We start from the raw sequence: 26,948 nt of genomic DNA on the forward strand, positions 1-26,948 counted from the left end.
GGAATAAAGCATGATTAAAAATAACAATGACATCGGCTTTATTCATGACATCGGCAGCCTCGACCGCCTTCGTCAACAAGCGGTAAATGGCGAAGAGGGCAGCGAAAAAGAAGCACTGACAGCTGCGGCAAAACAATTTGAATCGATTTTTACCTCAATGCTGTTTAAGTCGATGCGTGATGCGAATTCAAGCTTCAAGTCGGATATGTTGAATAGCCAGAACGAACAGTTCTACCGTCAGATGCAAGATGACCAAATGGCGAGTGAGTTGAGTGCTTCAGGTTCGCTTGGTCTTGCGGATATGATTGTGGCGCAGTTAAGCGCGGGTCAAGCAAGTGATGCGACAGAAGATAAGGTTCGCAGTGAAGGTTTCGATACTTCATTGCAAAGACCTCAATTCTCAGGTCGTTCAGAAGAAAGAGCACAAGAAATTCAGTCTGCATCGGCTGCTAAACAGCCGGTCTCTTTCGATTCACCAGAATCGTTTGTGACTTCAATGAAACCTTACGCAGAAAAAGCGGCAAGCGCGCTTGGTGTGGATTCATCTCTACTATTGGCTCAAGCTGCATTGGAAACAGGCTGGGGCTCTAAGATGGTCAAGAACTCTCTGGGCAACAGTAATAACTTATTTAACATCAAAGCAGACAGAAGTTGGAAAGGCGATAAAGTGGCGACTCAAACTCTCGAGTTCCATGGTAAAACTGCCGTTAAAGAGTCAGCATCTTTCCGTTCTTACTCAAGTTTTGAAGACAGTTTCAACGACTATGTGAAGTTCTTGAACGAAAACCCAAGGTACGAAACGGCGCTGCAGCACCAAGGCAATGCAGAGAATTTCATCAAAGGTATTCATCAAGCAGGCTACGCAACCGACCCTAACTATGCTGATAAGGTATTGCGAGTTAAAGCTAAGATTGATGAGATGAACTAGGTCACATCGATTGAACATCTAGAGCTTGCCACTGGCAGGCTCTTTTCTTATCTGCCGCTTAAGAATCAACAGCACCACACATAGTTATCTCTTTATACTTCAATAAATTAACGCCTTTTATTTCTCTTCTTTCTCTATTGGCACATATATTGCTTTTTAAACTGGTAGTTAATCAGTTTATCCTGATTTTGTTAAGTTTTTTGGGGGCATTATGGCGTCGGATCTTCTGAATGTAGGGGCACAAAGTGTTCTTACCGCTCAGAGACAGCTAAACACCACAGGTCATAACATTTCTAACGCCAACACAGAGGGCTATAGCCGCCAATCTGTGATTCAAGGTGTGAATGACCCGCGCCAGTACGGTGGTCAAACCTACGGTATGGGTGTGCATGTGGAAAATGTTCGCCGCTCTTGGGACCAATTTGCCGTCAATGAACTTAACCTATCGACAACCAATGCCGCCAATAAAGGTGATACCGAAGCGAACCTAGATATGCTATCAAGCACATTGTCATCGGTTGCTTCGAAGAAAATCCCCGAAAACCTCAATGAGTGGTTTGACTCGGTTAAAACATTAGCCGATACACCGAATGACGTTGGTGCGCGAAAGGTTGTATTAGAAAAGGCTGGTCTATTAAGTAAAACGTTGAATGAGTTTCATGAAACGGTTCGCCAACAGTCTGATTCTACGAACAAAAAATTAGACATGGGTATCGAGCGAGTAAACCAACTCGCGATCGAGATCCGTGATGTACAACGCTTAATGATGAGAACTCCTGGGCCACATAATGACCTTCGAGATCAGCACGAAAAGCTAATTAATGAACTTTCTGGTTACACCAAAGTAACGGTAACTCCGCGCTCAAACGCCGAAGGGTTTAACGTCCATATCGGTAATGGTCACACCTTGGTTTCAGGTAGTGAAGCAAGCCAACTGAAAATGGTTGATGGCTTACCCGATGCGCATCAGCGTCGCTTGGCGATCGTTGAAGGAAAGTCTTTAAAACCGATTACGAGCAGTGACATCGATGGAAAAATCGGTGCGATGTTAGACATGCGAGACGAGCACATTCCAGCAATAATGGATGAACTTGGTCGTTTGGCAACTGCGTTTTCGTACAAGGTAAATAGTCTTCAAGAACAAGGTTTGGATCTCAACGGCAACGTGGGTAAGAATCTGTTTACCGATGTGAACTCAGAGCTGGTGGCAAAATCTCGTGTCACTGCCAGTGGGCAGTCTAAAGCGGATGTTTCGGTATATATCGATGACACCTCTGCCTTAAAAGGTGGTGAATACGGTCTTAAGTATGACGGCAGTGATTATGTCGTGACTAAGCCGAATGGCGAAACCGTTAAGGTGACGACCGACTCTAGTGGCAACGCTTTTTATCTTGATGGTATGCGAGTGGAAGTGCGCAATCCGCCTGAATTAGGTGAGAAATTATTACTGCGCCCAACGCGTAACTTTGCCGCTCAGATTCAGATGGCAACCAAAGATCCAAAAGACATCGCAGCACAAAGCTATGAAGCATCCACAACGTTTGCCAAAGGTACCGCAGGATTCAAAATCCTAGAGGCGGGCCAGCTGCGTGAGTTTGAAGTAATTGTGTCGCCAAAGGGGGAGCAGTTTGCGGTGACGGATCCCAAGGGCAATATTTTAATGCAGCCGCAACCGTATCCACCTGAAGGACCAGTGACTATTAATGGCACGACCTTTGAGTTAACAACTGGCGCGGTGGCGAACGATAAATTTACGGCAAACCTTGTCCCATCAGAAGGTGACAACGGAAACCTACGTAAGCTACAAGACCTCCAAACAGAAAAAGTTTTGAACGATGGTGAATCTACGATTTTAGATATTTACCATAACCTAAATACCAATACAGGCTTGAAGTCTTCAACGGCAAACCGTTTGAGTGATATCGCGAGATTAGAGAAAGAGTCAGCTCAAGAGCGTATCGCTTCGATCTCGGGGGTTAACCTTGATGAAGAAGCGGCAAATATGATGAAATTTCAGCAAGCGTACATGGCATCTTCACGCATCATGCAAGCCGCCAATGATACGTTTAACACTATTTTGGCTCTGAGGTAGGAAGGATAAATGTTGAATCGTATTTCTAGCTTCCATAACTATCAGTCAGTGCAAAATGACTTGCGCCGCCAAGAGAACAAGGTGCATCACAATCAAGCGCAACTCGCTTCTGGTAAGAAACTGCAGTCGCCGAGTGATGACCCGTTAGCGACGCACTATTTGCAAAATATCGGTCAGCAGTCAGAGCAGCTTAAGCAATATGTAGATGCGATCACTTTGGTCAGAAATCGCCTTGAACACCATGAGGTGTTGGTCTCCAACACTGAAGGCTTTGCTGATGAAGCAAAACGAACCGTAATGGAAATGATCAACGGTGCACTTTCCCCTGAAGACCGCTTAGCGAAAAAGCGTGAGATCCAAGAGTTAGCGAATAACTTCTTGCACTTGGCCAACTCTCAAGACGAGTCGGGTAACTACACATTTGCAGGCACTAAGCCGAAAAATCAACCTTTCTTTCGCGATAACGAAGGAAATGTGACGTATCAAGGTGATGACTATCAACGCAAGATGCGTGTCGCAAGCAGCTTCGAAATGGCAATGAACGACCCGGGCAGCAAGATGTTTATGGAAATAGATAATCCGTTCGGTGACTATGAACCTCAATATGAGCTTGAACCGGCATCTGAGTTATTACTCGGGCGTGCGACCAACAGTGCTCAAGATGGTTCCACTTATAAAGTGACTTTCGTCGATATGCAGACAGGTAAATTTGCTTATCAACTTGAAAAAGATGGCTCGGTGGTTGCCGCTGAAGATTTTGACCCTTCAACTGGCATTGTTTATGAAGGGCTAAATATTCAAATTAAAGGCCAAATTACTAAGGGTGACGCCATCACCTTAGAACCGAGAGAGACATTCTCTATCTTTGATACGTTCAAAGAAGCCGCAGAACAGGCAGAAAACCCGGTGTCGGATGCATCAGCAACGGCGAAATTGCACCAAGTGACAGAAGAGTTCCATGCTGCGTTCATTCACTTGACGAAGGCGAGAACCGATGTGGGTGCACGCTTGAGTACATTGGATATTCAAGAGCAGCAACATGAAGATTTTAAGTTGTCTTTAGCGAAAGCAAAAAGCAACTTTGAAGACTTGGATTATTCGAAAGCCATCATTGAATTCAATGAAAACTCTCGAGCACTCCAAGCTTCACAACAAGCGTTTGGCAAAACAAAAGACCTAACCTTGTTTAACTATATTTAATGATCAATCGGTATTTAGTGGTGAACTGCTAAATACCACGGAGTCGATTCTTTGCCTTATGTGCTATGCCATACGTGCGAATGACTTCAAAGATTGCCGTTTATTCGTACGAAACCTAGTGTTTCCTGATATAGCGGCAAAAAACGGCAATAAGCGGGTAGGGGTCGTTTCATCCTCTAGAAGTAAACAATCATAATCGCGTTTAATTTTCTGTAAGTTTTTGATTATTAGTAAATAAAAAAATCATTTATACAAAATTAAACTTGGCATACAACTTGTATCTGTGTTGGTTATAAATGATTAATACAGATCTTAAACCCTGAATAGGGTTTATCGAGTAATACACGGTCAGTGCTTATCCATATGAGAGTAAAGCTGGCCGCTTCGCAGAAAGTTTGCGAACTCATAAGGAGAGCAAAATGGCTATCAATGTAAGCACTAACGTATCTGCTATGACAGCACAACGTTATCTGAATAAAGCGTCTAATGACCTAGCGACTTCTATGGAGCGTTTGTCATCTGGTCACAAAATCAACAGCGCGAAAGACGATGCAGCAGGTCTGCAAATCTCGAACCGCTTAACAGCGCAATCTCGTGGTCTTGATGTGGCAATGCGCAATGCTAACGACGGTATTTCAATTGCCCAAACCGCTGAAGGCGCGATGAACGAATCGACTAACGTGCTACAACGTATGCGTGATCTAGCGATTCAATCATCAAATGGCACCAACTCTCCGGCAGAGCGTACAGCACTGAACGAAGAGTCTATGGCACTTCAAGATGAGCTTAACCGTATCGCAGAGACAACGTCTTTTGGTGGTCGTCGTCTATTGAACGGCACATTTGGTGAAGCGTCGTTCCAGATCGGTGCTAGTTCAGGTGAAGCGATGATTATGGGGCTTACTAGCATACGTGCAGATGATTTCCGCATGGGTGGTACTACGTTTGATTCAGAAAATGCAAAGGATAAGAGCTGGGAAGTTCCCGCACAAGCTCGTGATCTAAAGTTCGAATTCAAGACTAAAGCGGGCGAAGACATCATCCTAGATATCAACACCAAAGCGGGTGACGATATTGAAGAACTGGCGACTTACATTAATGGTCAATCTGATCTAGTGAATGCATCGGTTACTGATGAAGGCCGTTTACAGCTGTTTGTTGCTGAACCTGATCTTGAGGGTTCAATGTCTATCTCTGGTGGACTAGCATCTGAGCTAGGTATTAAGAGTGAAGGCCGCACAACATCTGTTCAAGACATCAGTCTAACAAGTGTTGCTGGCTCACAGAACGCTATCAGTGTGATTGATTCTGCAATGAAGTACGTAGATTCACAGCGTGCTGATTTGGGTGCGAAACAGAACCGTCTAAGCCACAGTATTAATAACTTGGCAAACGTACAAGAGAACGTCGACGCTTCAAACAGCCGAATCAAAGATACGGACTTTGCGAAAGAGACGACGCAAATGACCAAGTCACAAATTCTGCAACAAGCAGGTACTTCGATACTTGCTCAAGCAAAACAGTTGCCTAACTCTGCAATGACACTATTGCAATAGTTATTGGTTGAACTTGCTGCTCGTGTTCAGACGTGAGCCATGCAGCAAGGGAAACTGGCAAGCATACTTACTATGAGTGTTTAGCTCTCTCATCTCTCACCTGCTATTCATTTTTACGGTAAGAATGCAACGGCGCGTCAGAAATGTGTTCATTTCTCGATGATCTCCACACAGGCTCTGACCTGCCAACTAGCCCCGGTTCTCTCAAAGGAAAAGGGGCTTTTTCCTTTCTGCTTTTATCTCACTGTTTCCTATCTTTCTGATTTCTAAATTTTTGTTTTCCTGTCTTTTGCGTTTCCCCTGGCTTCTAACTTTAGGTTTCTGATCTTTAACGTTCAATTCGACCCATTTTCTTCGTTACAAATGTTCTGCTTGGCTAGATGAATTGCACAATCTTTATGCCCACCTGCGATTTTTGGTGATTGATCATTTCTGAGGGTTGACCAATTTTAACGACAGTTAGCGTGTTTTTTGAACAAAGCAGGATCTTTACCTCATTAAATCCCAAAGCGGCTTTAGAAAAGCGTTAAAGTTAACCTTATGATAAATATAGGATTAATATTTTATTTGTGGTTTTTTTAAAGTTTTTCTAAAGCTTCGGGATTTTGAGCCGTTATTAAAAGTAACTTTGAGAGAACTACTTGGTTTTCCGAGACGTCGGAAACCGCTATACCGGAAAATCAATTGGAGAAATCACCATGGCAGTGAATGTAAATACAAACGTTTCAGCGATGACAGCGCAACGTTACCTAAACAACGCAAACAGCGCACAACAAACATCAATGGAGCGCCTAGCTTCAGGTTCTAAAATCAACAGCGCAAAAGATGACGCTGCGGGCCTACAAATCTCTAACCGTTTGAACGTTCAGAGCCGCGGCCTTGATGTTGCTGTCCGTAACGCGAATGACGGTATCTCAATTGCACAAACTGCTGAAGGTGCAATGAACGAGACAACCAACATCCTGCAACGTATGCGTGATTTGTCTCTACAATCTTCAAACGGCTCAAACTCAAAATCTGAGCGTGTAGCGATTCAAGAAGAAGTAACAGCACTGAACGACGAACTAAACCGTATCGCGGAAACCACGTCATTTGGTGGCAACAAACTGCTTAACGGTACTCACGGTACTAAATCATTCCAAATTGGTGCGGATAACGGTGAAGCGGTAATGCTTCAACTGAAAGACATGCGCTCTGATAACGCTCAGATGGGTGGTAAGAGCTACCAAACTGAAAACGCGAAAGATAAAGACTGGAACGTTCAAGCGGGCTCTAACGACCTAAAACTGTCGTTCACTGACAACTTTGGTCAAGCACAAGAAATCGACATCAACGCAAAAGCGGGTGACGACATCGAAGAGCTAGCGACTTACATCAACGGTCAACAAGATTCTGTTAAAGCGTCTGTTACTGAAGACGGCAAGCTACAAATGTTTGCTGGTAATAACAAGGTTGAAGGTAGTGTTGATTTTTCTGGTTCACTTGCAGGTGAACTAGGCATGCAAGCGGGTAAAGAAGTAACGGTTGATACAATCGACGTAACGTCTGTTGGCGGCGCACAAGAATCTGTAGCAATTATCGATGCGGCGCTTAAGTATGTAGACAGCCACCGTGCTGAGCTAGGTGCTTTCCAAAACCGTTTCGACCACGCTATCAGCAACTTAGACAACATTAACGAGAACGTTAACGCATCTAAGAGCCGTATTAAAGATACCGATTTCGCGAAAGAAACGACTCAGATGACTAAGTCTCAGATCCTTTCTCAAGCTTCAAGCTCGATTCTTGCTCAAGCGAAGCAAGCACCGAACTCGGCACTTAGCCTACTAGGTTAATCGATTGAAAGGCCACGTTGACTATAAGCGTTGTTGAGCAAAAGCGTTAACGTTAGGCTTCCACAAATTAGCTCGTGGTGAGAGATGAGCGCTAAACAGACCCAGCTTCGGCTGGGTTTTTTATTGCCTGCTATTTAGCGAAGATACATTTGGAAAAGTGCTGTGTGGGTAAATAGAGAAAAGCGAGATTCCCTATCACGTTCGTTCCTCACTGTAGGGAATTACGGGATCGGGAAATGACTATTTCATCGCTTATTGTAGCGAAGCTACCTTTCGTCATTCCAGAACCGAGTAAAACGAGGTATCAGGAATCTCAGTTGTCTTTTGTATTCAACCCCATGCTTATTAATCTACGCAAACGGGAAACTTTAGCGAATGTCGCCCTATTAATTGAAGCCTGATCACACTTTCCTTTGTTGTTGAAAAGAATATGAAAAAAAGCGCATTTTTTATTAAAGCTTCTAATTAAGGGGCCGTTAAAGGGATTGAGAGAAATGATATGTACCAATGTAAGGTGAGAGAGACACTGGTGCATAAACAAAACTGACATGTATTTATGTGAGGTGAGAGTCATATAAGTACATTAAAAATGCCTAAAGGAGATCAACTATGGCGATTAATGTAAGCACAAATGTGTCTGCAATGACGGCTCAACGCTACCTAAATAGCGCGGCTGAAGGTACTCAAAAATCAATGGAGCGTTTGTCTTCTGGCTATAAAATCAATAGCGCAAAAGATGATGCTGCTGGCCTACAAATCTCTAACCGCTTAACGTCGCAAAGTCGTGGCCTTGATATGGCTGTGAAAAACGCGAATGACGGGATCTCTATTGCACAGACTGCTGAAGGTGCAATGAATGAGTCAACCAACATTCTGCAACGTATGCGTGACCTTTCTCTTCAATCTTCAAACGGTTCGAACAGCAAATCTGAACGTGTTGCGATCCAAGAAGAAGTATCTGCTCTAAACACAGAACTTAACCGTATTGCTGAGACGACCTCTTTTGGTGGTAATAAGCTTCTTAACGGTACTTACGGTAGTCAATCTTTCCAAATCGGTGCTGACTCAGGTGAAGCAGTAATGCTTTCTATGGGTAACATGCGTACTGATACTCAGGATATGGGTGGTAAAAGCTATACTGTTGAAGAAGGTAAAGACGCTTCTTGGCGTGTTGCTGCAGGATCTGACTTAACGATCAAGTACAACGATAAGTTTGGTGAAGCGCAGGAGTTGTCTATTTCTGCGAAAGAAGGCAACGACATCGAAGAGCTAGCAACTTACATCAATGGTCAAAGCGAAGACGTTAAAGCGTCTGTAGGCGAAGGCGGTAAACTGCAACTTTTCGCTTCAAGTCAAAAAGTTGAAGGTGAAGTTGAGTTTGGTGGCAGCCTTGCGGGCGAACTAGGTATCGGTGGTGGTAAAGACGTTACTGTTAACGACATCGATGTAACATCGGTTGCTGGTGCAAACGAAGCGGTATCTATCATTGATGGCGCTCTAAAATCAGTGGATAGCCAACGTGCTTCTCTTGGTGCTTTCCAAAACCGTTTTGACCACGCAATCAGCAACTTAGATAACATCAACGAAAATGTTAATGCATCTAAGAGCCGTATTAAAGATACCGATTACGCGAAAGAAACAACGGCAATGACGAAGTCTCAAATCTTACAACAGGCGAGTACTTCTATCCTAGCTCAAGCAAAACAATCACCATCAGCAGCTCTAAGCTTATTGGGCTAAACTTACTTCGGTAAGTAGCGGTAAACTCTACTTAGGGTAGAGTTTTACTGTATGCCTCATAAAGGAGGGAGGGAGAGTGTTATGGACATATCATCCAACGCATCGAACATCCAGCCTTACGGCTCACCTAATGGCATTAAAATTGCAAGCGATGAAGGTAGTAGTGCGTCGAGTATATCGCGCCTGAAAGAAGCAACACCTTATGACAAGGTAGAGAAATCGAAAGAGGAAGCTACCGAAGCGGCGATTCAATTAGCTCAGCATAGACAAGAGCTAAATGATGAAGAGCGAGTCAAGATGGTGGAGAAGGTGAACGAGTTCGTTTCCTCTCTCAATAAGGGTGTTGCCTTTAAGGTCGATGAAGAGTCAGGTAGGGATGTGGTCACCATTTATGAGACCACAACCGGTGATATTATTCGTCAGATCCCTGATGAAGAAATGCTTGAAATTCTAAGACGCCTAGCAGCCCAAAACTCGAATAGTAGAATATTTGAGGTGAAGGTTTAAGTCGTATTATTGAGGTGGTTTAATGAGTTTTGGCCCAATGGGGATTTCGTCTGGCATGGATATCAATTCCATGGTCAGCAAAATTGTTGATTCGGAGCGTGTACCTAAACAGCAACGAATCGACAATGAACGAACGCGAATCGATACCAGCATTAGTGCCTATGGAAGACTCAGAGAATCCCTTGATTCGATGAAAAACCTGATGACAAACTTTCGTCAGGAAAAAGCTTTTGCTGTGCGAACAGTGGAAAGTACCGATGAGGCTCTTGTCTCTGCGACGGCGACTACCGAAGCGATCGCTGGCAAATATGCCATCGATGTGTTGCAGCTTGCCCAAAGCCATAAAGTGGCTTCTGATGTGCTATCAGAGGACATGAAATTTGGCCCAGGTAAGCTGCAGGTTTCGCTTGGCGATGACAGCTTTGATGTACAAGTTGGCGATAGATCGAAACTTATCGATATCGTTCGCAGCATAAACGGTGCAGATAGCAACCCTGGTGTTCGCGCATCTGTTATCAATGATGTTGAAGGCCCACGACTTATCGTTGCCTCGAACCAGTCTGGTTCAGATCAGCAGATCAGCATCAACGTTGAGTCTGATTCTGCCAATCCCCTAAAAAAACTCGAATACAAAACTCTTGAAGAGCGCGTTAAAGCGCTAGAGAAAGCGCGCCTTGCCGCTCAAGACGTTCTTGCTCTAACTCCTGCAGGAAAAGCTGCGCAACTTGTTGATGACGCGATCTCGAACGACGATCCTAATGCGAGTGAAGCACTCGATGAAGACGGCAATGTCATCCCTGCATCCCAAACTGATTCTACCTCCGTTGCTGACGAAGACTCTCAAAGTCTTAGCTACGGAGAACAAGCCGCCGCCGACGGCCAAGCTGCTCTTGATGCAGCTAAAGCGGCAAAATCTGTCATGCCTGAAGACAATATCCCAGGTTGGACGGAAACTGCCTCTGGTACGCTTCTTGACTCTTACTACACACCAGAACTTGAGCTTGATGAAAAAGCGATAGAGAAGGCACCTGATGTACCGGGATGGTCAAATGCTGCCTCAGGTACGTTGACGGATTCCTACGTGACGCCAAAAGAAGCCCAGCAAAAGCTTGAGGCGGAACAAGCTCGTATCGAAGAAAAGATTTCACAAGAAAAAGCAGAGCTAGCTGAGAAAGTTCAAAAAGGCGAATTGACCGCTGAGCAAGCCAAAAAGATTGAACGTGCTAAGTTAGAACCCGAAGAGCGTGAGCATTTGGAGAAGGTCGACAAAGCACAAGCTGACCTTGAACAAGCACAACAGGCTTTTGACACTTATAGCGGTATGACGGAAGTTCAGGCCGGACAAGATTCGATGGTCGTTTTAGACGGTGTGGCGCAGCTCTCTAGTAACAATAACGTGATTGAAGATGCTGTTGAAGGCATTGATATTACGGTGAAAGGAAAGACACCAAAAGATAAGCCGCCAGCAGAAATTGGTGTGGAGTATGACCGTAATAGCGTTCGCCAAGACATTGAAGCTTTTGTTAATTCTTACAATCAGTTTTACCAAGTGTCTAAAAATTTGGCGGGTGTTGACCCAACGACTGGCCAAAAAGGGCCGCTGTCTGGGGACAGTACCGTGCGTAATGCTGACTCACGATTAAAAGGTGTATTCTCATCAAGCATTGAAGGTGCGCCTGAGAACCTTAAGTCTTTGACTGAATTTGGTATCACCACCACAAGACAAGGCTCGCTAGAAATCAACTACGACATGCTTGACCGTCAACTTAACAATAACTTCGATAAGTTAGGTGAGTTCTTTGGCGGTAATAACGGCTTCGCCAAAAAAGTAGAAGATGCAATTCAAGGTATCACAGGTATCACAGGCTCAATTCGTACTAGAGAAAAGAGCTTAGTCGAGCAGAATTACCGCCTAGCAGATGACCAAAGCGCGCTTGATCGCCGCATGGATAGCCTTGAGAGCCGTACACACTCAAAGTTCACTGCCATGCAAGATGCGACCAGTAAGATGCAATCTCAGTTGGGTAGCATGATGAATGCGTTGGGCTAATAGATGAATAGCCAGTTGCAAGAGCTTTGTGAACTCGATCAATTAATTATCTCTAAGCTTGAATTTAGTGAAATTAATGCTGAAGAAATAACGCAGCTTGTCGATAACAGAGAACAGTTATTGCAAAACGTGCTTCAAATAATCGACTCACATCCCAACGTTAAGCAAAGTTCTGAATGGTTTGAAGCCATTACCAGAACCAGAAAATTAGTCGAATTGATGCAGTCTGAGACGAGTCGAGTAGGTAAGACCCTGCATAAGTATCGTCACGGCGCTAAATCAGTTCAACAATACAAAAAGTTTTTATAGAAGAGGTTTACTATGCGCGGTTCTTTACAAGCATATAAAAAGGTATCAGTGGATAGTCAGCTAACGGCTGCTTCACCGCATAAGATTGTGCAAATGCTAATGGCAGGCGCTATAGAGCGCTTGATTCAAGGCAAAGCGGCAATGCAAGCGGGTAACATCCCGGTGAAAGGTGAGCGACTTGGTAAGGCTCTAGATATCATCATTAGCCTACGTAGTTGCCTATCTATGGACGATGGTGGCGATATTGCGAAAAACCTAGATCAACTTTATGAGTTCATGATCACGCAAATTTCTGCGGCAAATCACAAAAATGACCCTCAGCCTATTGATGATGTTATCGATATTATTCGCGAAATTAAGAGCGCTTGGGACCAAATTCCGAACGAATATCACAACTTGACGTCCGCTGACGTAGGCATTTAAAGAAAAATTGCAGTTTTAACCAATCTCATATCCCTTAATTGGTTGGTTGCCTTATTTTTTTAATCAAATAAAATAGAAGCCATTAGATAGCCTAATGGCTTTTTTCGTTGCTGATTTCCTAAATTTGTCTACGTAGACCATACTCATTGATACTTTTCACTGTTTTATAGACTACGTCGCTCACCGTTTTTCCGCATCGCACCAAAATAAAGGCAATAATTCCTACTTATGCAAGGTTTGGCAAAACTGCTTGTCGTCGACGATAACGCTCAAGATCGTCACAATTTAAGCACAATATTAGAGTTTGTAGGAGAGAGCTGCGAAGTAATCAGCTCTGAACAAGCACGTAAAGTTGACTGGTCACTACAGTGGGCCGGTTGCATTATTGGTACCATTAAAGGTAAAGGCTTCAACGCATTACTGAATGAGAAGCTTGTTCACGCCAATCACATCCCTTTACTGGTGATTGGTAAAAACAATCATCCGGTTGACGAGTTGACTAACTATGTTGGTGAACTTGAACTTCCTCTTAACTACCCGCAATTAAGTGATGCATTAAGACACTGTAAAGATTTCTTAGGTCGCAAAGGTGTTCAAGTTGTGTCTTCTGCACGCAAGAACACACTGTTTCGCAGCCTAGTAGGACAAAGTGCTGGCATTCAAGAAGTACGTCACTTAATTGAACAAGTCTCTTCTACGGAAGCAAACGTGCTGATTCTTGGCGAATCAGGTACAGGCAAAGAAGTTGTAGCGCGTAACATTCATTACCACTCTAAACGTCGTTCAGGGCCTTTTGTACCAGTCAACTGTGGCGCGATTCCGCCAGATTTATTGGAAAGTGAACTGTTTGGTCATGAGAAGGGCGCATTCACAGGTGCGATTACCGCGCGTAAAGGTCGTTTTGAATTGGCTGAAGGTGGCACGCTGTTTCTTGATGAAATTGGTGATATGCCAATGGCGATGCAAGTTAAGTTGCTACGAGTATTGCAAGAGCGATGTTTTGAACGCGTAGGTGGCAATAGCACCATACAAGCCGACGTTCGAGTGATTGCTGCAACGCACCGTAATCTTGAAGATATGATCGACGATGACTCGTTTCGTGAAGACCTCTACTATCGCTTGAATGTATTCCCGATTGAAATGCCCGCGCTTCAAGACCGTAAAGAAGACATTCCATTATTGCTTCAAGAGCTGATGACTCGAATGGAAGCGGAAGGCAGTATGCCTATCTGTTTCACGGCTCGTGCTATCAACTCTTTGATGGAGCATTACTGGCCAGGTAACGTTCGTGAACTAGCGAACCTCGTTGAGCGAATGGTTATCTTGTATCCAAACAGCTTGGTTGATGTGAATCACCTACCAACTAAATATCGATACAGTGATATCCCTGAGTTCCAGCCAGAGTTTAATAGCTTTGGGTCTGAAGAAGAGCAGGAGCGTGACGCTCTTGCTGACTTGTTCTCAGAAGATTTCAGTTTTGACCAGCAAGATGATATTGCCGACAATGCCAATGCGCCTCAAGAGTTACCGCCAGAAGGGGTTAATTTGAAAGAGCTGCTCGCTGATATGGAAGTAAATATGATCAATCAAGCCTTGGAAGCTCAAGGTGGTATCGTTGCTCGAGCAGCTGACATGTTGGGAATGCGCAGAACCACTCTGGTAGAGAAAATGCGCAAATATAACTTGCAGCGATAGTGTCCAGTTTTAGATGAAAACGAAAAACTAGCACACACTTTTTAGCTAGTTGGTAATACTAGCTAAGTGAACAGGTAAACCATAGTCGAGTTGTTGCTTGCTTAACTATGTGATAAATATAGCAAATAGCCTGACTCGTGTTGTACGTCTCAGGCTGTTTTAGTATTTGAGGCAAATTTTTGACATGCACGTATCTAACGAACCAGAAAATCAATCGCACCTAGATTCTGTTGAACAGCAGGTTGAACGCTATAAGCAAGTACTCGACGTGATGCCAGCAGGTGTCATCTTGTTAGATACCCATGGCGAAGTGAGAGAAGCGAACCCTGAAGCGCACCGTATTCTTGGCGTCGAGTTGGTTGGTGAGAAGTGGTTTTCAGTGATTCAAAGTGCCTTCGATCCAAAAGACGATGACGGCCACGAGATCTCGTTGAAGAATGGGCGAAAAGTACGTTTGGCGATCTCAGCCTCTACCACTGGTCAGCTGATTTTAATTACCGATCTGACCGAAACTCGACTACTGCAGTCTCGCGTGAGTGATCTTCAGCGTTTGTCTTCATTAGGCAGAATGGTGGCCTCGCTTGCCCATCAGGTTCGTACACCGCTTTCAAGTGCGATGCTGTATGCATCAAACCTTGCCGCCCCAAACCTGCCGCCGGCAACAAAAACGCGTTTTCAATCTAAGCTTATGGATAGATTGCATGATTTAGAGAAGCAAGTGAACGACATGCTGTTGTTTGCCAAGGGTGGCGACAATAAGGTGGTGAAACCTTTTACCGTAGCCGAACTGATCACGGAATTTCACCCGATGGTAGAAGCGGCGTTGAAATCGAACCAGATTGACTATTGCCAAGAAGTGGAAGGCGAACAGACTCAAATGTTCGGTAATGCCAACGCGATTGCTTCCGCATTAAGTAATCTCGTTTTGAACGCGGTTCAAATTGCGGGTAAAGAATCGCAGATCGATGTTTTTTTTAGGCCCGTAAACGGCGAGCTTAAGATATCAGTACAAGACAGTGGCCCCGGCGTACCGAAAGAGCTTCAAGGTAAAATTATGGAGCCGTTCTTTACCACTCGTTCGCAAGGCACAGGTCTAGGCTTAGCGGTTGTACAAATGGTATGTCGAGCACACGAAGGCCGACTGGAATTGATATCAGAAGAAGGGGACGGCGCATGCTTTACCATGTGCCTACCGTTGGAAAGAAGAGCTTCTTCTGAAGACTAATAAGTTTTAACTGAATTTACACTGGAGAATCCTATGGCTCAAAGCAAAGTGTTAATCGTCGAAGATGATGAAGGTCTACGCGAAGCCCTTGTCGATACTCTCGCGCTTGCTGGCTATGAATGGCTAGAAGCGGATAGTGCGGAAGATGCTCTGGTCAAATTAAAATCCAACTCCGTTGATATTGTCGTATCTGACGTTCAGATGGCAGGCATGGGAGGTTTGGCGCTATTGAGAAACATCAAGCAGCATTGGCCAAACCTACCTGTATTGCTAATGACCGCGTATGCCAACATCGAAGATGCCGTTGCCGCAATGAAAGAGGGTGCGATTGATTACATGGCAAAGCCATTTGCGCCAGAAGTACTGCTCAACATGGTCAGCCGCTATGCACCTGTAAAATCGGATGACAATGGCGACGCTATTGTTGCTGATGAGAAAAGTATCAAGCTAATGATGCTGGCTGATAAGGTCGCAAAAACCGATGCTAACGTTATGGTGTTGGGCCCAAGTGGTTCTGGTAAAGAAGTGATGTCTCGTTATATTCATAATGCTTCTAGTCGCAAAGATGGTCCGTTTGTCGCGATTAACTGTGCAGCGATCCCAGACAACATGCTGGAAGCAACCCTATTTGGTTACGAAAAAGGCGCATTTACTGGCGCTATTCAAGCTTGCCCAGGTAAATTCGAACAAGCGCAAGGCGGCACGATTTTGTTGGATGAGATCAGTGAAATGGATCTTAGCCTTCAAGCGAAATTACTGCGTGTACTGCAAGAGCGCGAGGTTGAGCGTTTAGGCAGTCGTAAGAGCATCAAGTTAGATGTTCGTGTACTTGCGACCAGTAACCGAGATCTCAAGCAGTATGTGTCTGAAGGTAATTTCCGTGAAGATTTGTACTATCGTTTGAATGTTTTCCCAATTTCTTGGCCTCCACTGTGTGAACGTAAAGGTGATATTGAGCCTTTGGCGAAGCATTTGGTTGAGCGCCACTGTACCAAACTGGGTATGCCAGTACCGGTTATGTCAGCTCAAGCGATCAGCAAACTCGTCAATTATCCGTGGCCGGGCAATGTTCGTGAATTAGACAACGTGGTACAGCGTGCGTTAATCTTAAGTGAGAAAGAAAATATCTCTGGTGAGCATATTCTGCTTGAAGGTGTCGATTGGCAAGATGCAAGCAGCCTACAACAAATCGTTGAAGGTAATGACGTTGCGGCGCCAGACATTAAACCGATTGCTGAAGCAAATCCAATCAGTAAAGTGGCGGCTAGCAGTGAAGGGCTCGGTAATGAGCTTAGAGATCAAGAGTATGCGATTATTCTTGAAACCTTGATCGCGTGCAATGGCCGACGCAAAGATATGGCGGAAAAGCTGGGTATTAGCCCTCGTACATTACGTTATAAGTTGGCGAAAATGCGCGATGCTGGAATAGATATCCCAAACTGAGGGTAGATTAGTAGTGTCAGCTTTCTGACTAGTGTAATACGATATCTAGTCAATTTAATGTGTGGCACGCTAATTGCTCTGTCAATAATACAGCTAAATAGATAGTCATAATTTTGACTCCTGAGGTAGTAGATGAGAATAGATGGTTTACAAGGCGAAATGCAGGCAATGATGGTCGAAGCTGCCAGCGCGCGTCCCGCAGCAACGGGGCAAGCGGTCGGTGCAGATTTTGGCAATATGCTGACTAATGCCATCAATAATGTGAACTCATTACAGAAGACCTCAGGTGATCTTCAAGCTCGTTTTGATAGTGGTGACCAGAGCGTGTCTCTATCAGACGTGATGATTGCTCGTAATAAATCTAGTGTGGCTTTTGAGGCGACGATCCAAATTAGAAATAAATTGGTCGAATCGTACAAAGAGCTGATGAACATGCCGGTATAAGTTAGGTAGTTAAATAGTGGCAGATAATAGTCAAACAACAGATTTAACCGTGAGCGATAGCAACGACCACGCACTTATTGCAGGCTCTGAGCTAGACGGTGAAGGGCAGAATCCCGATTTAGGTGAACGCAGTTCATCTAAGTTCGATATGGCCGTAGGTGACCTCGATTTACTTCGTCAGGTCGTTTTAGTCCTTTCTATTTCTATTTGTGTAGCGCTGATTGTGATGCTGTTTTTCTGGGTTAAAGAGCCAGAAATGCGTCCATTAGGGGCTTACGAAACAGAAGAATTAATCCCCGTTCTTGATTATTTAGATCTCCAAAAGATCGAGTACTCACTTGAAGGTAATACCATCTCTGTTCCTGCTAGCGAGTACAACTCGTTGAAGCTGAATATGGTTCGAGCTGGTTTGAACCAAGAGCGAAACGCGGGCGATGACATCCTCATGCAAGACATGGGCTTCGGTGTATCACAGCGTCTAGAGCAAGAGCGCTTGAAGTTAAGCCGAGAAAGACAGCTTGCCAAAGCCATTGAGCAGATGAAACAAGTGCGTAAAGCGCAGGTTTTATTAGCCTTGCCGAAGCAAAGTGTGTTTGTGCGTCATAACCAAGAAGCCTCTGCTTCAGTATTCCTAACTTTAAAAACAGGTACTAACCTCAAGCAGCAAGAAGTGGATTCTGTTGTGGATATGGTCGCGAGTGCCGTTCCGGGGATGAAAACTTCACGCATTACCGTAACCGATCAACACGGTCGACTTCTGAGTTCAGGTTCTCAGGACCCGATGTCAGCAGCGCGTCGTAAAGAACATGAGTTAGAGCGTAATCAAGAGCAAGCGCTGCGTGAGAAAATTGACTCTATCCTGATTCCTATTCTTGGATTTGGTAACTATACCGCTCAGGTTGATATTCAGCTTGATTTTAGTGCTGTGGAGCAAACGAGAAAGCGTTTTGATCCGAACACGCCAGCAACACGAAGCGAATACACTTTAGAAGATTATAACAACGGCAATACTGTGGCAGGCATTCCGGGTGCGTTGAGTAATCAGCCTCCTGCTGATGCTTCAATCCCACAAGACGTTGCTCAGATGAAAGATGGCACTTTGACAGGTCAAGGCTCGGTTCATAAAGAAGCGACCCGAAACTTCGAGCTAGACACAACTATCAGTCACGAGCGTAAACAGACTGGTACGGTGAACCGTCAGACAGTTTCTGTTGCGATTAAAGACCGTCAATCATTGAACCCAGATACAGGTGAAGTGGTTCACACGCCAATTCCAGCGAGCGAAATCAATGCAATTCGCCAAGTGCTGATTGGTACGGTGGGCTTTGACGAATCTCGTGGTGATTTACTAAATGTATTAAGCATGCAGTTTGCACCTCAAGTAACAGATGTTGTTGCTGATGTGCCAATCTGGGAACATCCAAACTTCAATGATTGGGTTCGTTGGTTTGCGAGTGCGCTGGTTATTATTGTGGTGGTACTGGTACTTGTCCGCCCTGCAATGAAGAAACTGCTTAACCCAGCAGCTGACAATGATGAACAGATGTACGGCCCTGATGGTATGCCAATTGGTGCCGATGGCGAAACCAGCTTAATTGGTGGTGATATTGAAGGTGGTGAGTTGTTTGAATTTGGTTCCAGCATCGACTTACCAAACCTTCATAAAGACGAGGACGTGCTGAAAGCAGTACGTGCACTTGTAGCGAATGAACCTGAGCTAGCAGCTCAAGTAGTTAAGAATTGGATGGTAGATGGCTAACGAAATAGTTCCACAACAAACTGAAGGCGGTGAAGTGCTTGATGTCTCTAGCGTGGATATCGGTTCTATCTCTGGCGATGAGCGCGCTGCGATCTTGTTGTTAAGTTTAAATGAAGAAGATGCTGCTGGTATTATTCGTCACCTAGAGCCAAAGCAGGTTCAGCGTGTGGGTAGTGCGATGGCGCGAGCTACGGATCTATCTCAGGAGAAAGTAGGCGCAGTGCACCGTGCTTTCTTGGATGATATTCAGAAGTACACCAACATTGGTATGGGCAGCGAAGACTTCATGCGTAACGCTTTAGTTGCTGCTTTGGGTGAAGACAAGGCGAATAACCTTGTCGATCAAATCCTTCTCGGCACGGGTTCGAAAGGTTTGGATTCACTTAAGTGGATGGATCCTCGTCAGGTGGCGAGCATTATCATCAACGAACACCCTCAGATTCAAACTATTGTGTTGTCGTACCTCGATGCCGATCAATCGGCTGAGATCCTGTCTCAGTTCCCAGAGCGCGTTCGCTTGGATCTGATGATGCGTATTGCCAACCTTGAAGAAGTTCAACCTTCAGCTCTTGCTGAACTGAACGAAATCATGGAGAAACAGTTCGCGGGTCAAGCGGGTGCTCAAGCTGCCAAAATTGGTGGCCTGAAAGCCGCAGCTGAAATCATGAATTACATGGACAACAACGTGGAAGGCGTCTTGATGGATCAAATCCGTGACCAAGACGAAGACATGGCAACTCAGATCCAAGATCTTATGTTTGTCTTTGAAAACCTTATTGAAGTTGATGACCAAGGTGTTCAACGACTACTGCGTGATGTCCCACAAGACATTCTACAGAAAGCGCTTAAAGGTGCTGATGACGGTCTACGCGAGAAGATCTTCAAGAACATGTCTAAACGTGCTGCCGATATGATGAGAGACGATATTGAGGCGATGCCGCCTGTGAAAGTCTCTGACGTTGAAGCGGCTCAGAAAGAGATCTTGGGTATTGCGAGGAAGATGGCAGACAGCGGCGAGATTATGCTGTCTGGTGGCGCCGACGAGTTCCTTTAATACAGAAACCTCAAAAGCCCCACACTGTTGGGGCTTTTCTTTATCCAACTTCGAACCAATGATCAATTCCAGTTTAACTGTTTGAATTTAAAAACAGTTGGGCTCACTCATAGATAGGTACTGATATGTCAGGTGATAGAAAACGCGGCTTCCTTCGCCCTGAAGAAGATAATACGGTTGCCCAACCTCAGAAATGGGGGCTACCTGACTACACCTCTGACGTGAGTAAACAAGCCAAAGAAACGGCTTTTAACTACGATCCAGGTTGGATGCCAACAGTAGAAGAGGCCATTGAAGATGAAGAGCTTGTTTTGACCGAAGAGCAAATCGAACTGATCAAGCAAGGCGCTTATCAAGAAGGTTTGCATCAAGGACAAGAAGCTGGCTTCAAACAAGGTTACGAAAAAGGCAAAGAAGAAGGCTTTGCTGCTGGTCATGCCGAAGGTAATGAAGCCGGTAAGCTCGAAGGCGTAACCGCTGGTCAAGAGTACATTCAACAACAAGTGGCTATCTTTATGGGGCTTGCTAACCAGTTTGCTCAACCTTTGGAGCTGATGAATGCTCAGGTTGAAAAGCAGTTGGTGGACATGGTTCTTACTATGGTTAAAGAAGTGGTTCACGTTGAAGTTCAAACCAATCCACAAATCATCCTAGATACCGTGAAAGAGTCAGTAGAATCGCTGCCGATCTCTGGTCATGCGATCACATTGAAGCTTAACCCGGAAGACGTCACGATCATTCGCTCTGCGTATGGCGAAACTGAATTGGATTGTCGCAATTGGACGCTAGTAGCTGAGCCTGCACTTAACCGTGGTGATGTACAAATCGAGGCGGGTGAGTCGAGTGTTAACTACCGTATGGAAGATCGCGTGAAAAGTGTAATTCAGAACTTCTGCGGCACGAACCGCCACCAGGGTCACGAGTAATGCTTGAGTTAGCGAACCGTCTTAGTCAATACAAAGTCGAAGGGCTAAAATCACGACCTATTGCATCTGGCAAGTTGGTGCGAGTTGTTGGCTTAACGCTTGAAGCGACCGGCTGTAAAGCGCCGATTGGCAGCTTGTGCTTAGTTGAAACCATGTCTGGTCAGATGGAAGCCGAAGTCGTTGGTTTTTCTGGCGATAATCTGTTTTTGATGCCGAGTGAGCAAATTACCGGGATTTTACCTGGTGCTCGCGTCACGCCAATGACAACCGAAAGTGGTATCCCAGTAGGAATGGAACTCCTTGGTCGAGTGATCGATGGCGTAGGTAATCCACTGGACGGTTTAGGTCCAATCTATACAGAGCAACGCGCTTCATTTAATGCTGAACCAATCAACCCGTTAGCACGTAAACCGATCTCTGAACCACTTGATGTAGGCCTAAAAGCCATTAATGGTTTGCTAACGGTGGGTAAAGGGCAACGTATCGGCCTGTTTGCTGGTTCTGGTGTTGGTAAGTCGGTAACGCTTGGGATGATGACTCGAGGTACAACTGCACAAGTGGTTGTAGTAGGTTTAATCGGTGAGCGTGGACGCGAAGTAAAAGAATTTATCGAAGAGATTCTTGGTGAAGACGGCCGCAAACGATCGGTCGTGGTTGCTGCGCCTGCCGATTCATCGCCACTGATGCGCTTAAAAGGTTGTCAAACTGCACTGGCTGTCGCCGAGTATTTCCGTGACCAAGGCTTAGACGTTCTGCTTCTGATGGATTCATTGACCCGTTTTGCTCAGGCTCAGCGTGAAATTGCTCTGTCTGTTGGCGAGCCGCCAGCAACCAAAGGTTATCCGCCATCAGTTTTCGCCAAGCTCCCTGCGCTAGTGGAACGAGCGGGTAATGGTAATGATGAGCAAGGTTCAATCACGGCCTTCTTTACCGTGTTAACCGAAGGCGATGACCTACAAGATCCCATTGCTGATGCATCGCGAGCGATTCTCGATGGTCACGTTGTGTTGTCACGTGAAATGGCAGATGCGGGTCATTACCCTGCGATTGACGTTGAGAAATCCGTTAGCCGTGTGATGCCTCAAATCACCACCGAAGAACATGTGCTGATGTCGAAAGCCGTAAGACAAGTACTCTCTATCTGTCGCAAGAACCAAGACTTGGTGTCGATTGGTGCTTACAAGCCGGGTACCGATCCTGCGATTGATAGCGCCTTCACCTTGAAGCCAAAATTGGATGAGTACTTACAGCAGAAGATGAAAGAAACGGTGCCATACGACATGTGCGTCAATATGTTGAAACATGTGCTGGGTGGCTAGCAGGTGATTAAGGTTAGTCATGGATAACGCATTAGAGTTTCTTCTCGACCAAGCAAAAGACCAAGAAAACCAAGCGGTATTGGCGCTCAACAAAGCGAATGCGGAGCTGCAAGGGTACTACGAACAGGTCGCGCAGATTGAAAAGTACCGACTGGATTATTGCCAGCAACTTGTCGATAGAGGCAAGGCGGGGCTGACTGCCAGTCAATATGGGCATTTGAATCGCTTCTTAACTCAATTGGATGAAACGCTTTCTAAACAGCGAGAAGCGGAGCATCACTTTAAAAATCAGGTCGATAATTGTCAGAACTACTGGATGGAGCTGCGTAAGAAGCGTAAATCCTACGAGTGGTTGATGGAGAAGAAGCAGAAAGAGAAAGCCAAACTGCAGGATCAAAGAGAACAAAAGCAGATGGATGAGTTTTCAACTTTGCTTTATAGCCGAAAGAAGATGTGATCCTGAGCCACGAATCCTACTGACGCTGTTCTCATTGTGATTAGCCGAGATTTCTAGGCATGTTTCTTGCTCTGTTTTATATAAAATTGCGCCTCGTGCCTACCAAAGGTATGAAAAGCATCCGACTTTCTTTTTGTTGCCTGTTTAGGGTGGCAAAGCTAGTAGATAGAGCTTGTATATATGAACGTTAGTCCTTCTTCAAATTCAGCGACCAACACAACGTCATCGTTGTTGGACACAGGTTCTGCCGCTTCAAAGGTAGAGGAAACCGGCGACTCAAAAGGTTTCTTTGAGTCTTTAAAAGAAGCGCTCGGCTTTGAAGAAAGTGGTGGCAAAGCAGCGGAAAAAGAAGCAGACAGCACTGCAAAATCTGATGTTAAACAAGCCTCTACGGAAAGTGAAGTTTCTGGTGATGCAATGAAAACGGAATCAGCAGACGCTAAGACTACGGATGAGTCAAGCGAAGCACAAAGCAAGCAAGCGGTTTCAGAAGTTGAGGGTGAGAAAACCACAGACAAAGCTCCTGTAGAGGCTTTGTCTAGCTCAGAGGCACAGCTCAAAGCCAATTCAACCGATGATGCAGCTATCGCTAACAAGGCGGATGGGAAAGATGAGTTGGCTAAGAGCAATGACTCTAAGGAGCAGACAGCTCCCCCCCAAGTTCAGGCTTCGTTAGAGGTAGACGAACCTACCCAAGCATCGCAAGCAGCGGCAGCGATGAATGAAGGAAACAAGTTATTAGGTCAGTTGGATGAGGCAAATAAAACGCTGAATCAGACGCCGAACGGCAAAGCCTTGCCACAACAGTCTCAGTTAGAACAGGCTCAGGTCGACCAAGCTCAAGGTAATATTCCAGGAGCTTCTGTTGCAGGCTTATCAGCTGCAGGTGAAGTGGGTAAGCAGCTACAGCAAGCCAACGAAGCGGATCAAGGTAGCGCACTAGAAGTTGATTCTAAAATTGCTGTGCTTACTGGCGGGAAAGGCGTTTCGCAACTGACAGATGATGAAATTCGTCAGTTGATGGATAAAGGCGTTACTCCAGAGCAGATTGAAGCAAGCATGAGCCGAGAGCTCAACCAGAAAAATGTGGCACAAGCAGAAGCTGCTGAGCAAAGCCAAGCACTGTCTCCAGCGGATATTGAGTTGGCAAAACAGGTAGATGCACACACCAAAGCGCTCAATCAACTGAATGCTCAGATTGATTCAAAACAGTCCGTTGTTGATGGCCTACTGCAGAAGCAGCAAAGTGGCACAAAGTTGACAACTGATGAGCAAGCGATGCTTGCTAAAACGACCGCTGAGTTAGACGTTTTGGATAAACAACTCGCAAACGTTCAGCAACAAGCAACGGCTTTATTGAGCCAAGCTCCGGGCGCAAACAATGCCTCTGCTGAGCCTGTTGCGATTGATTGGGATAATACAGATTCAAATGAAGCCAAAGCCTTAGCGGCAGCATCGACAGTAGCGGTTGCGACGGCTGCGCAGCAAACTACGGCACAAGCTGCAGCGCAATCGGTAAGTAATGCGGCTACCACTCATGCAGCGACGGATAAAGCAGCAATGCTGCACGCTAATAATACGCATGTAGCCCAACAGGCCGCTGCTCAACAAGCTAATGTCGCAGCACAACAGCCACAAGCTGCGTTGGATCCTGCGTTAACCGCGCAAGGTGTGGCGCTGAATGCAGCACCTGCCGCGACCAAAGCGGGTTCAACAGACATGTTACTTAAGGCCGGTGCTGGTGCGGCTGCTCTTTCTGGCTTAGGCAAAGCCGGTGCTAAGGAAGATTTGAAAGACACCACATTTGCTCAGCAGATCGCTTCTGCGGCTGGCGTACAAGGTGCAGCGACCACCGGTTCGGCACCAACACGAGCCGAGATTCAAGCTGCTCAACAGGCACCGTTGCAGCTGACTAAAGAGCTAGCAAATGAACAGGTCGCTGAAAAAGTACAAATGATGATGTCTAAAAACCTTAAGAACTTAGACATTCGACTCGATCCACCAGAGCTGGGTCAGATGAAGATCCGCATGACCATGAATAATGACGTGGCGAACGTGCATTTTACGGTGAACAGCCAACAGGCGAGGGATGTGATTGAACAAACCTTACCTCGATTGAGAGAGATGCTTGCTCAGCAAGGTCTGCAGCTTGCCGATTCGTCCGTACAACAACAGAACTCCGGTCAGGGGCAAGATAGATACAACAATGGTGAGCAACAATCCGGCGCTAGCCGCACAAATGATGGCCAAGGTGATGAAAACCTTGATAGCGGCAGCAATCTTGAATTGAATGTCGCATCAAAGCGTGATGGAATTAGTTATTATGCCTAATATCAGGCTAAGTACACTTAGTTAAGAGAAAGTACACTTAATTAATAGACAGTACCGTTAGTTAATCGAAAGAACAGGAAGTTAGAGTAAGATATGGCCGAAGAACAAGATGCACCTAAAGGGAAGAGCAAACTCCTTATAATCATTATTGCCGTAGTTGTATTACTGCTTGGTGTAGGTGGTGCGCTGCTCTTTTTCTTGGGTTCCGATGATGATGCTTCTGAATCTCCGTCTCAGCCAGCAACTGCTGTGGTCGCGGCAGAACCCGTTATGTATGTTAATATTCCTCAGCCCTTTTTGTTCAATGTGACAGGTGACAAAAAAAATCGCCTAGTTCAGATAAAAGCACAGCTGATGGTACGTGGCAGCAAGAATGAAGACTTGGCTCGTTACCACTCTCCACTCGTGGAAAGTACGTTATTGGCCACGTTCGCCTCGGCAACGGTCGATCAATTACGTTCTCCAACTGGGCGAGTTGAACTGCGTAATAAGGCAACGGAAGATATCAAAGCAAGTCTGACTCAAGCTGTTGGCCAGCCTGTGATTGAAAAAGTGCTATTCACTGATTTTGTGATTCAGTAGGTAATTTGTGACCGATTTATTAAGCCAAGACGAAATTGATGCGCTGTTACATGGCGTTGATGATGTTGAAGAAGTTGAAGATATTGTAGAAGCTGATAACGATAGTGCTGTCAATTTCGACTTCTCCTCACAAGACCGAATTGTTCGTGGTCGAATGCCGACCCTTGAACTTATTAACGAGCGATTCGCTCGTCATTTGCGTATCAGCTTGTTTAATATGTTGCGTAAAACGGCTGAAGTGTCGATAAACGGCGTACAGATGATGAAATTTGGTGAGTATCAAAACACACTGTATGTACCCACCAGTTTAAACATGGTTCGGTTCCGTCCGTTAAAAGGCACAGCGCTTATCACTATGGAAGCTCGATTGGTTTTCATTCTCGTAGAGAACTTTTTTGGCGGCGATGGTCGTTTCCATGCCAAGATTGAAGGTCGTGAATTCACACCAACCGAAAGACGTATTATCCAGCTGCTGCTGAAGATTGTATTTGAAGATTACAAAGAAGCTTGGTCACCAGTAATGGGGGTTGAGTTTGAATATTTGGATTCTGAAGTGAACCCGAGTATGGCGAATATTGTGAGCCCAACAGAAGTGATCGTAGTGAGTTCCTTCCATATTGAAGTGGATGGTGGTGGCGGTGACTTCCATGTGGTTATGCCTTACTCCATGGTAGAGCCTATTCGCGAACTGCTTGATGCGGGTGTTCAATCAGACAAAATGGAAACCGATGTTCGTTGGAGTACCGCACTGCGTGATGAGATCATGGATGTGCCAGTCAATTTCCGCGTGAACTTATTAGAACAAGATATCTCCCTGCGAGATCTGATGGAGCTGCGCCCTGGTGACGTTATCCCTATGAACATGCCTGAGCACGCGACGATGTTTGTCGAAGAACTGCCAACGTATCGTGTGAAAATGGGGCGTTCGGGTGAAAAACTTGCGGTACAGATTTCGGAAAAAATTCGAAGACCGAGTGTGGTCAAAACTGATCTCGCTTTTCTAGGCAAAGACTTAATGTCGGAGCTCGAAAACAGCGATGATGACGAATAGCAAAATAGACAAAAGTATAGGAATT

At 45.3% G+C, this 26,948-nt stretch carries 22 protein-coding genes; all 22 read left to right on the forward strand.

Features of this window, described 5'->3' with window-relative positions; translation table 11 throughout:
* Positions 1-10: 10 nt before the first annotated feature.
* Positions 11-928, forward strand: coding sequence for a flagellar assembly peptidoglycan hydrolase FlgJ (flgJ, locus tag OCV56_RS04075; protein ID WP_086713984.1), 918 nt, complete (start codon positions 11-13; stop codon positions 926-928).
* 211 nt (positions 929-1,139) lie between these two features.
* On the forward strand, positions 1,140-3,020 hold the full coding sequence (gene flgK, locus OCV56_RS04080; RefSeq protein ID WP_086713983.1) for a flagellar hook-associated protein FlgK: 1,881 nt from the start codon (positions 1,140-1,142) through the stop codon (positions 3,018-3,020).
* Positions 3,021-3,029: 9 nt separating this feature from the next.
* Positions 3,030-4,220, forward strand: a complete 1,191-nt coding sequence (gene flgL / locus OCV56_RS04085) for a flagellar hook-associated protein FlgL (RefSeq protein WP_086713982.1) — start codon at positions 3,030-3,032, stop codon at positions 4,218-4,220.
* Between the two features lie 419 nt (positions 4,221-4,639).
* A complete protein-coding gene (locus tag OCV56_RS04090) occupies positions 4,640-5,776 on the forward strand; it encodes a flagellin (protein WP_086713981.1) in 1,137 nt (378 codons plus the stop codon).
* Positions 5,777-6,474: 698 nt separating this feature from the next.
* Entirely contained in the window at positions 6,475-7,608 is a 1,134-nt protein-coding gene (locus tag OCV56_RS04095) for a flagellin (RefSeq protein ID WP_150330744.1), read from the forward strand.
* Positions 7,609-8,217: 609 nt separating this feature from the next.
* Positions 8,218-9,348 carry a flagellin gene (locus OCV56_RS04100; RefSeq protein ID WP_086715899.1) on the forward strand — a complete coding sequence of 377 codons (1,131 nt, stop codon included), beginning with the start codon at positions 8,218-8,220 and terminating at the stop codon, positions 9,346-9,348.
* Positions 9,349-9,429: 81 nt separating this feature from the next.
* Positions 9,430-9,855, forward strand: coding sequence for a flagellar protein FlaG (flaG, locus tag OCV56_RS04105; protein WP_086715901.1), 426 nt, complete (start codon positions 9,430-9,432; stop codon positions 9,853-9,855).
* 22 nt (positions 9,856-9,877) lie between these two features.
* Complete coding sequence (fliD, locus tag OCV56_RS04110) at positions 9,878-11,905, forward strand: flagellar filament capping protein FliD (RefSeq protein ID WP_086715903.1); 2,028 nt, start codon at positions 9,878-9,880, stop codon at positions 11,903-11,905.
* A gap of 3 nt (positions 11,906-11,908) precedes the next feature.
* Positions 11,909-12,214, forward strand: coding sequence for a flagellar protein FliT (locus tag OCV56_RS04115; RefSeq protein WP_086715905.1), 306 nt, complete (start codon positions 11,909-11,911; stop codon positions 12,212-12,214).
* A 12-nt stretch (positions 12,215-12,226) separates the two neighbouring features.
* Positions 12,227-12,637 carry a flagellar export chaperone FliS gene (fliS, locus tag OCV56_RS04120; RefSeq protein ID WP_004736194.1) on the forward strand — a complete coding sequence of 137 codons (411 nt, stop codon included), beginning with the start codon at positions 12,227-12,229 and terminating at the stop codon, positions 12,635-12,637.
* A gap of 228 nt (positions 12,638-12,865) precedes the next feature.
* A complete protein-coding gene (locus tag OCV56_RS04125; RefSeq protein WP_017064122.1) occupies positions 12,866-14,332 on the forward strand; it encodes a sigma-54 dependent transcriptional regulator in 1,467 nt (488 codons plus the stop codon).
* A 184-nt stretch (positions 14,333-14,516) separates the two neighbouring features.
* The gene (locus OCV56_RS04130; RefSeq protein WP_086715909.1) at positions 14,517-15,557 is read left to right on the forward strand and encodes a sensor histidine kinase; all 1,041 of its coding nucleotides are present in this window, start codon (positions 14,517-14,519) and stop codon (positions 15,555-15,557) included.
* Positions 15,558-15,590: 33 nt separating this feature from the next.
* The gene (locus OCV56_RS04135) at positions 15,591-17,000 is read left to right on the forward strand and encodes a sigma-54-dependent transcriptional regulator (RefSeq protein WP_086715911.1); all 1,410 of its coding nucleotides are present in this window, start codon (positions 15,591-15,593) and stop codon (positions 16,998-17,000) included.
* 132 nt (positions 17,001-17,132) lie between these two features.
* Positions 17,133-17,444: a flagellar hook-basal body complex protein FliE gene (gene fliE / locus OCV56_RS04140; RefSeq protein ID WP_017060684.1), complete on the forward strand. Its 312-nt coding sequence runs from the start codon at positions 17,133-17,135 to the stop codon at positions 17,442-17,444.
* A 16-nt stretch (positions 17,445-17,460) separates the two neighbouring features.
* Positions 17,461-19,203, forward strand: a complete 1,743-nt coding sequence (fliF, locus tag OCV56_RS04145; protein ID WP_086715913.1) for a flagellar basal-body MS-ring/collar protein FliF — start codon at positions 17,461-17,463, stop codon at positions 19,201-19,203.
* Positions 19,196-20,257, forward strand: a complete 1,062-nt coding sequence (fliG, locus tag OCV56_RS04150; protein WP_048661520.1) for a flagellar motor switch protein FliG — start codon at positions 19,196-19,198, stop codon at positions 20,255-20,257. The genes fliF and fliG overlap by 8 nt, the downstream gene beginning before the upstream one ends.
* Positions 20,258-20,382: 125 nt before the next feature.
* Positions 20,383-21,183, forward strand: a complete 801-nt coding sequence (gene fliH / locus OCV56_RS04155; RefSeq protein ID WP_086715915.1) for a flagellar assembly protein FliH — start codon at positions 20,383-20,385, stop codon at positions 21,181-21,183.
* Positions 21,183-22,502, forward strand: a complete 1,320-nt coding sequence (gene fliI, locus OCV56_RS04160) for a flagellar protein export ATPase FliI (protein ID WP_017060680.1) — start codon at positions 21,183-21,185, stop codon at positions 22,500-22,502. Before fliH ends, fliI begins: the two co-directional genes overlap by 1 nt.
* 19 nt (positions 22,503-22,521) lie before the next feature.
* A complete protein-coding gene (fliJ, locus tag OCV56_RS04165) occupies positions 22,522-22,959 on the forward strand; it encodes a flagellar export protein FliJ (RefSeq protein WP_008218280.1) in 438 nt (145 codons plus the stop codon).
* Between the two features lie 180 nt (positions 22,960-23,139).
* Positions 23,140-25,290 carry a flagellar hook-length control protein FliK gene (locus OCV56_RS04170; protein ID WP_086715917.1) on the forward strand — a complete coding sequence of 717 codons (2,151 nt, stop codon included), beginning with the start codon at positions 23,140-23,142 and terminating at the stop codon, positions 25,288-25,290.
* Positions 25,291-25,383: 93 nt separating this feature from the next.
* Positions 25,384-25,872 carry a flagellar basal body-associated protein FliL gene (gene fliL / locus OCV56_RS04175; RefSeq protein WP_086715919.1) on the forward strand — a complete coding sequence of 163 codons (489 nt, stop codon included), beginning with the start codon at positions 25,384-25,386 and terminating at the stop codon, positions 25,870-25,872.
* A gap of 7 nt (positions 25,873-25,879) precedes the next feature.
* Positions 25,880-26,923 (forward strand): flagellar motor switch protein FliM, encoded by a 1,044-nt coding sequence (gene fliM / locus OCV56_RS04180; protein WP_086715921.1) that lies wholly within the window; start codon positions 25,880-25,882, stop codon positions 26,921-26,923.
* Positions 26,924-26,948 lie beyond the last annotated feature (25 nt).

The organism is Vibrio gigantis, from assembly GCF_024347515.1.
GTDB lineage: Bacteria > Pseudomonadota > Gammaproteobacteria > Enterobacterales > Vibrionaceae > Vibrio > Vibrio gigantis.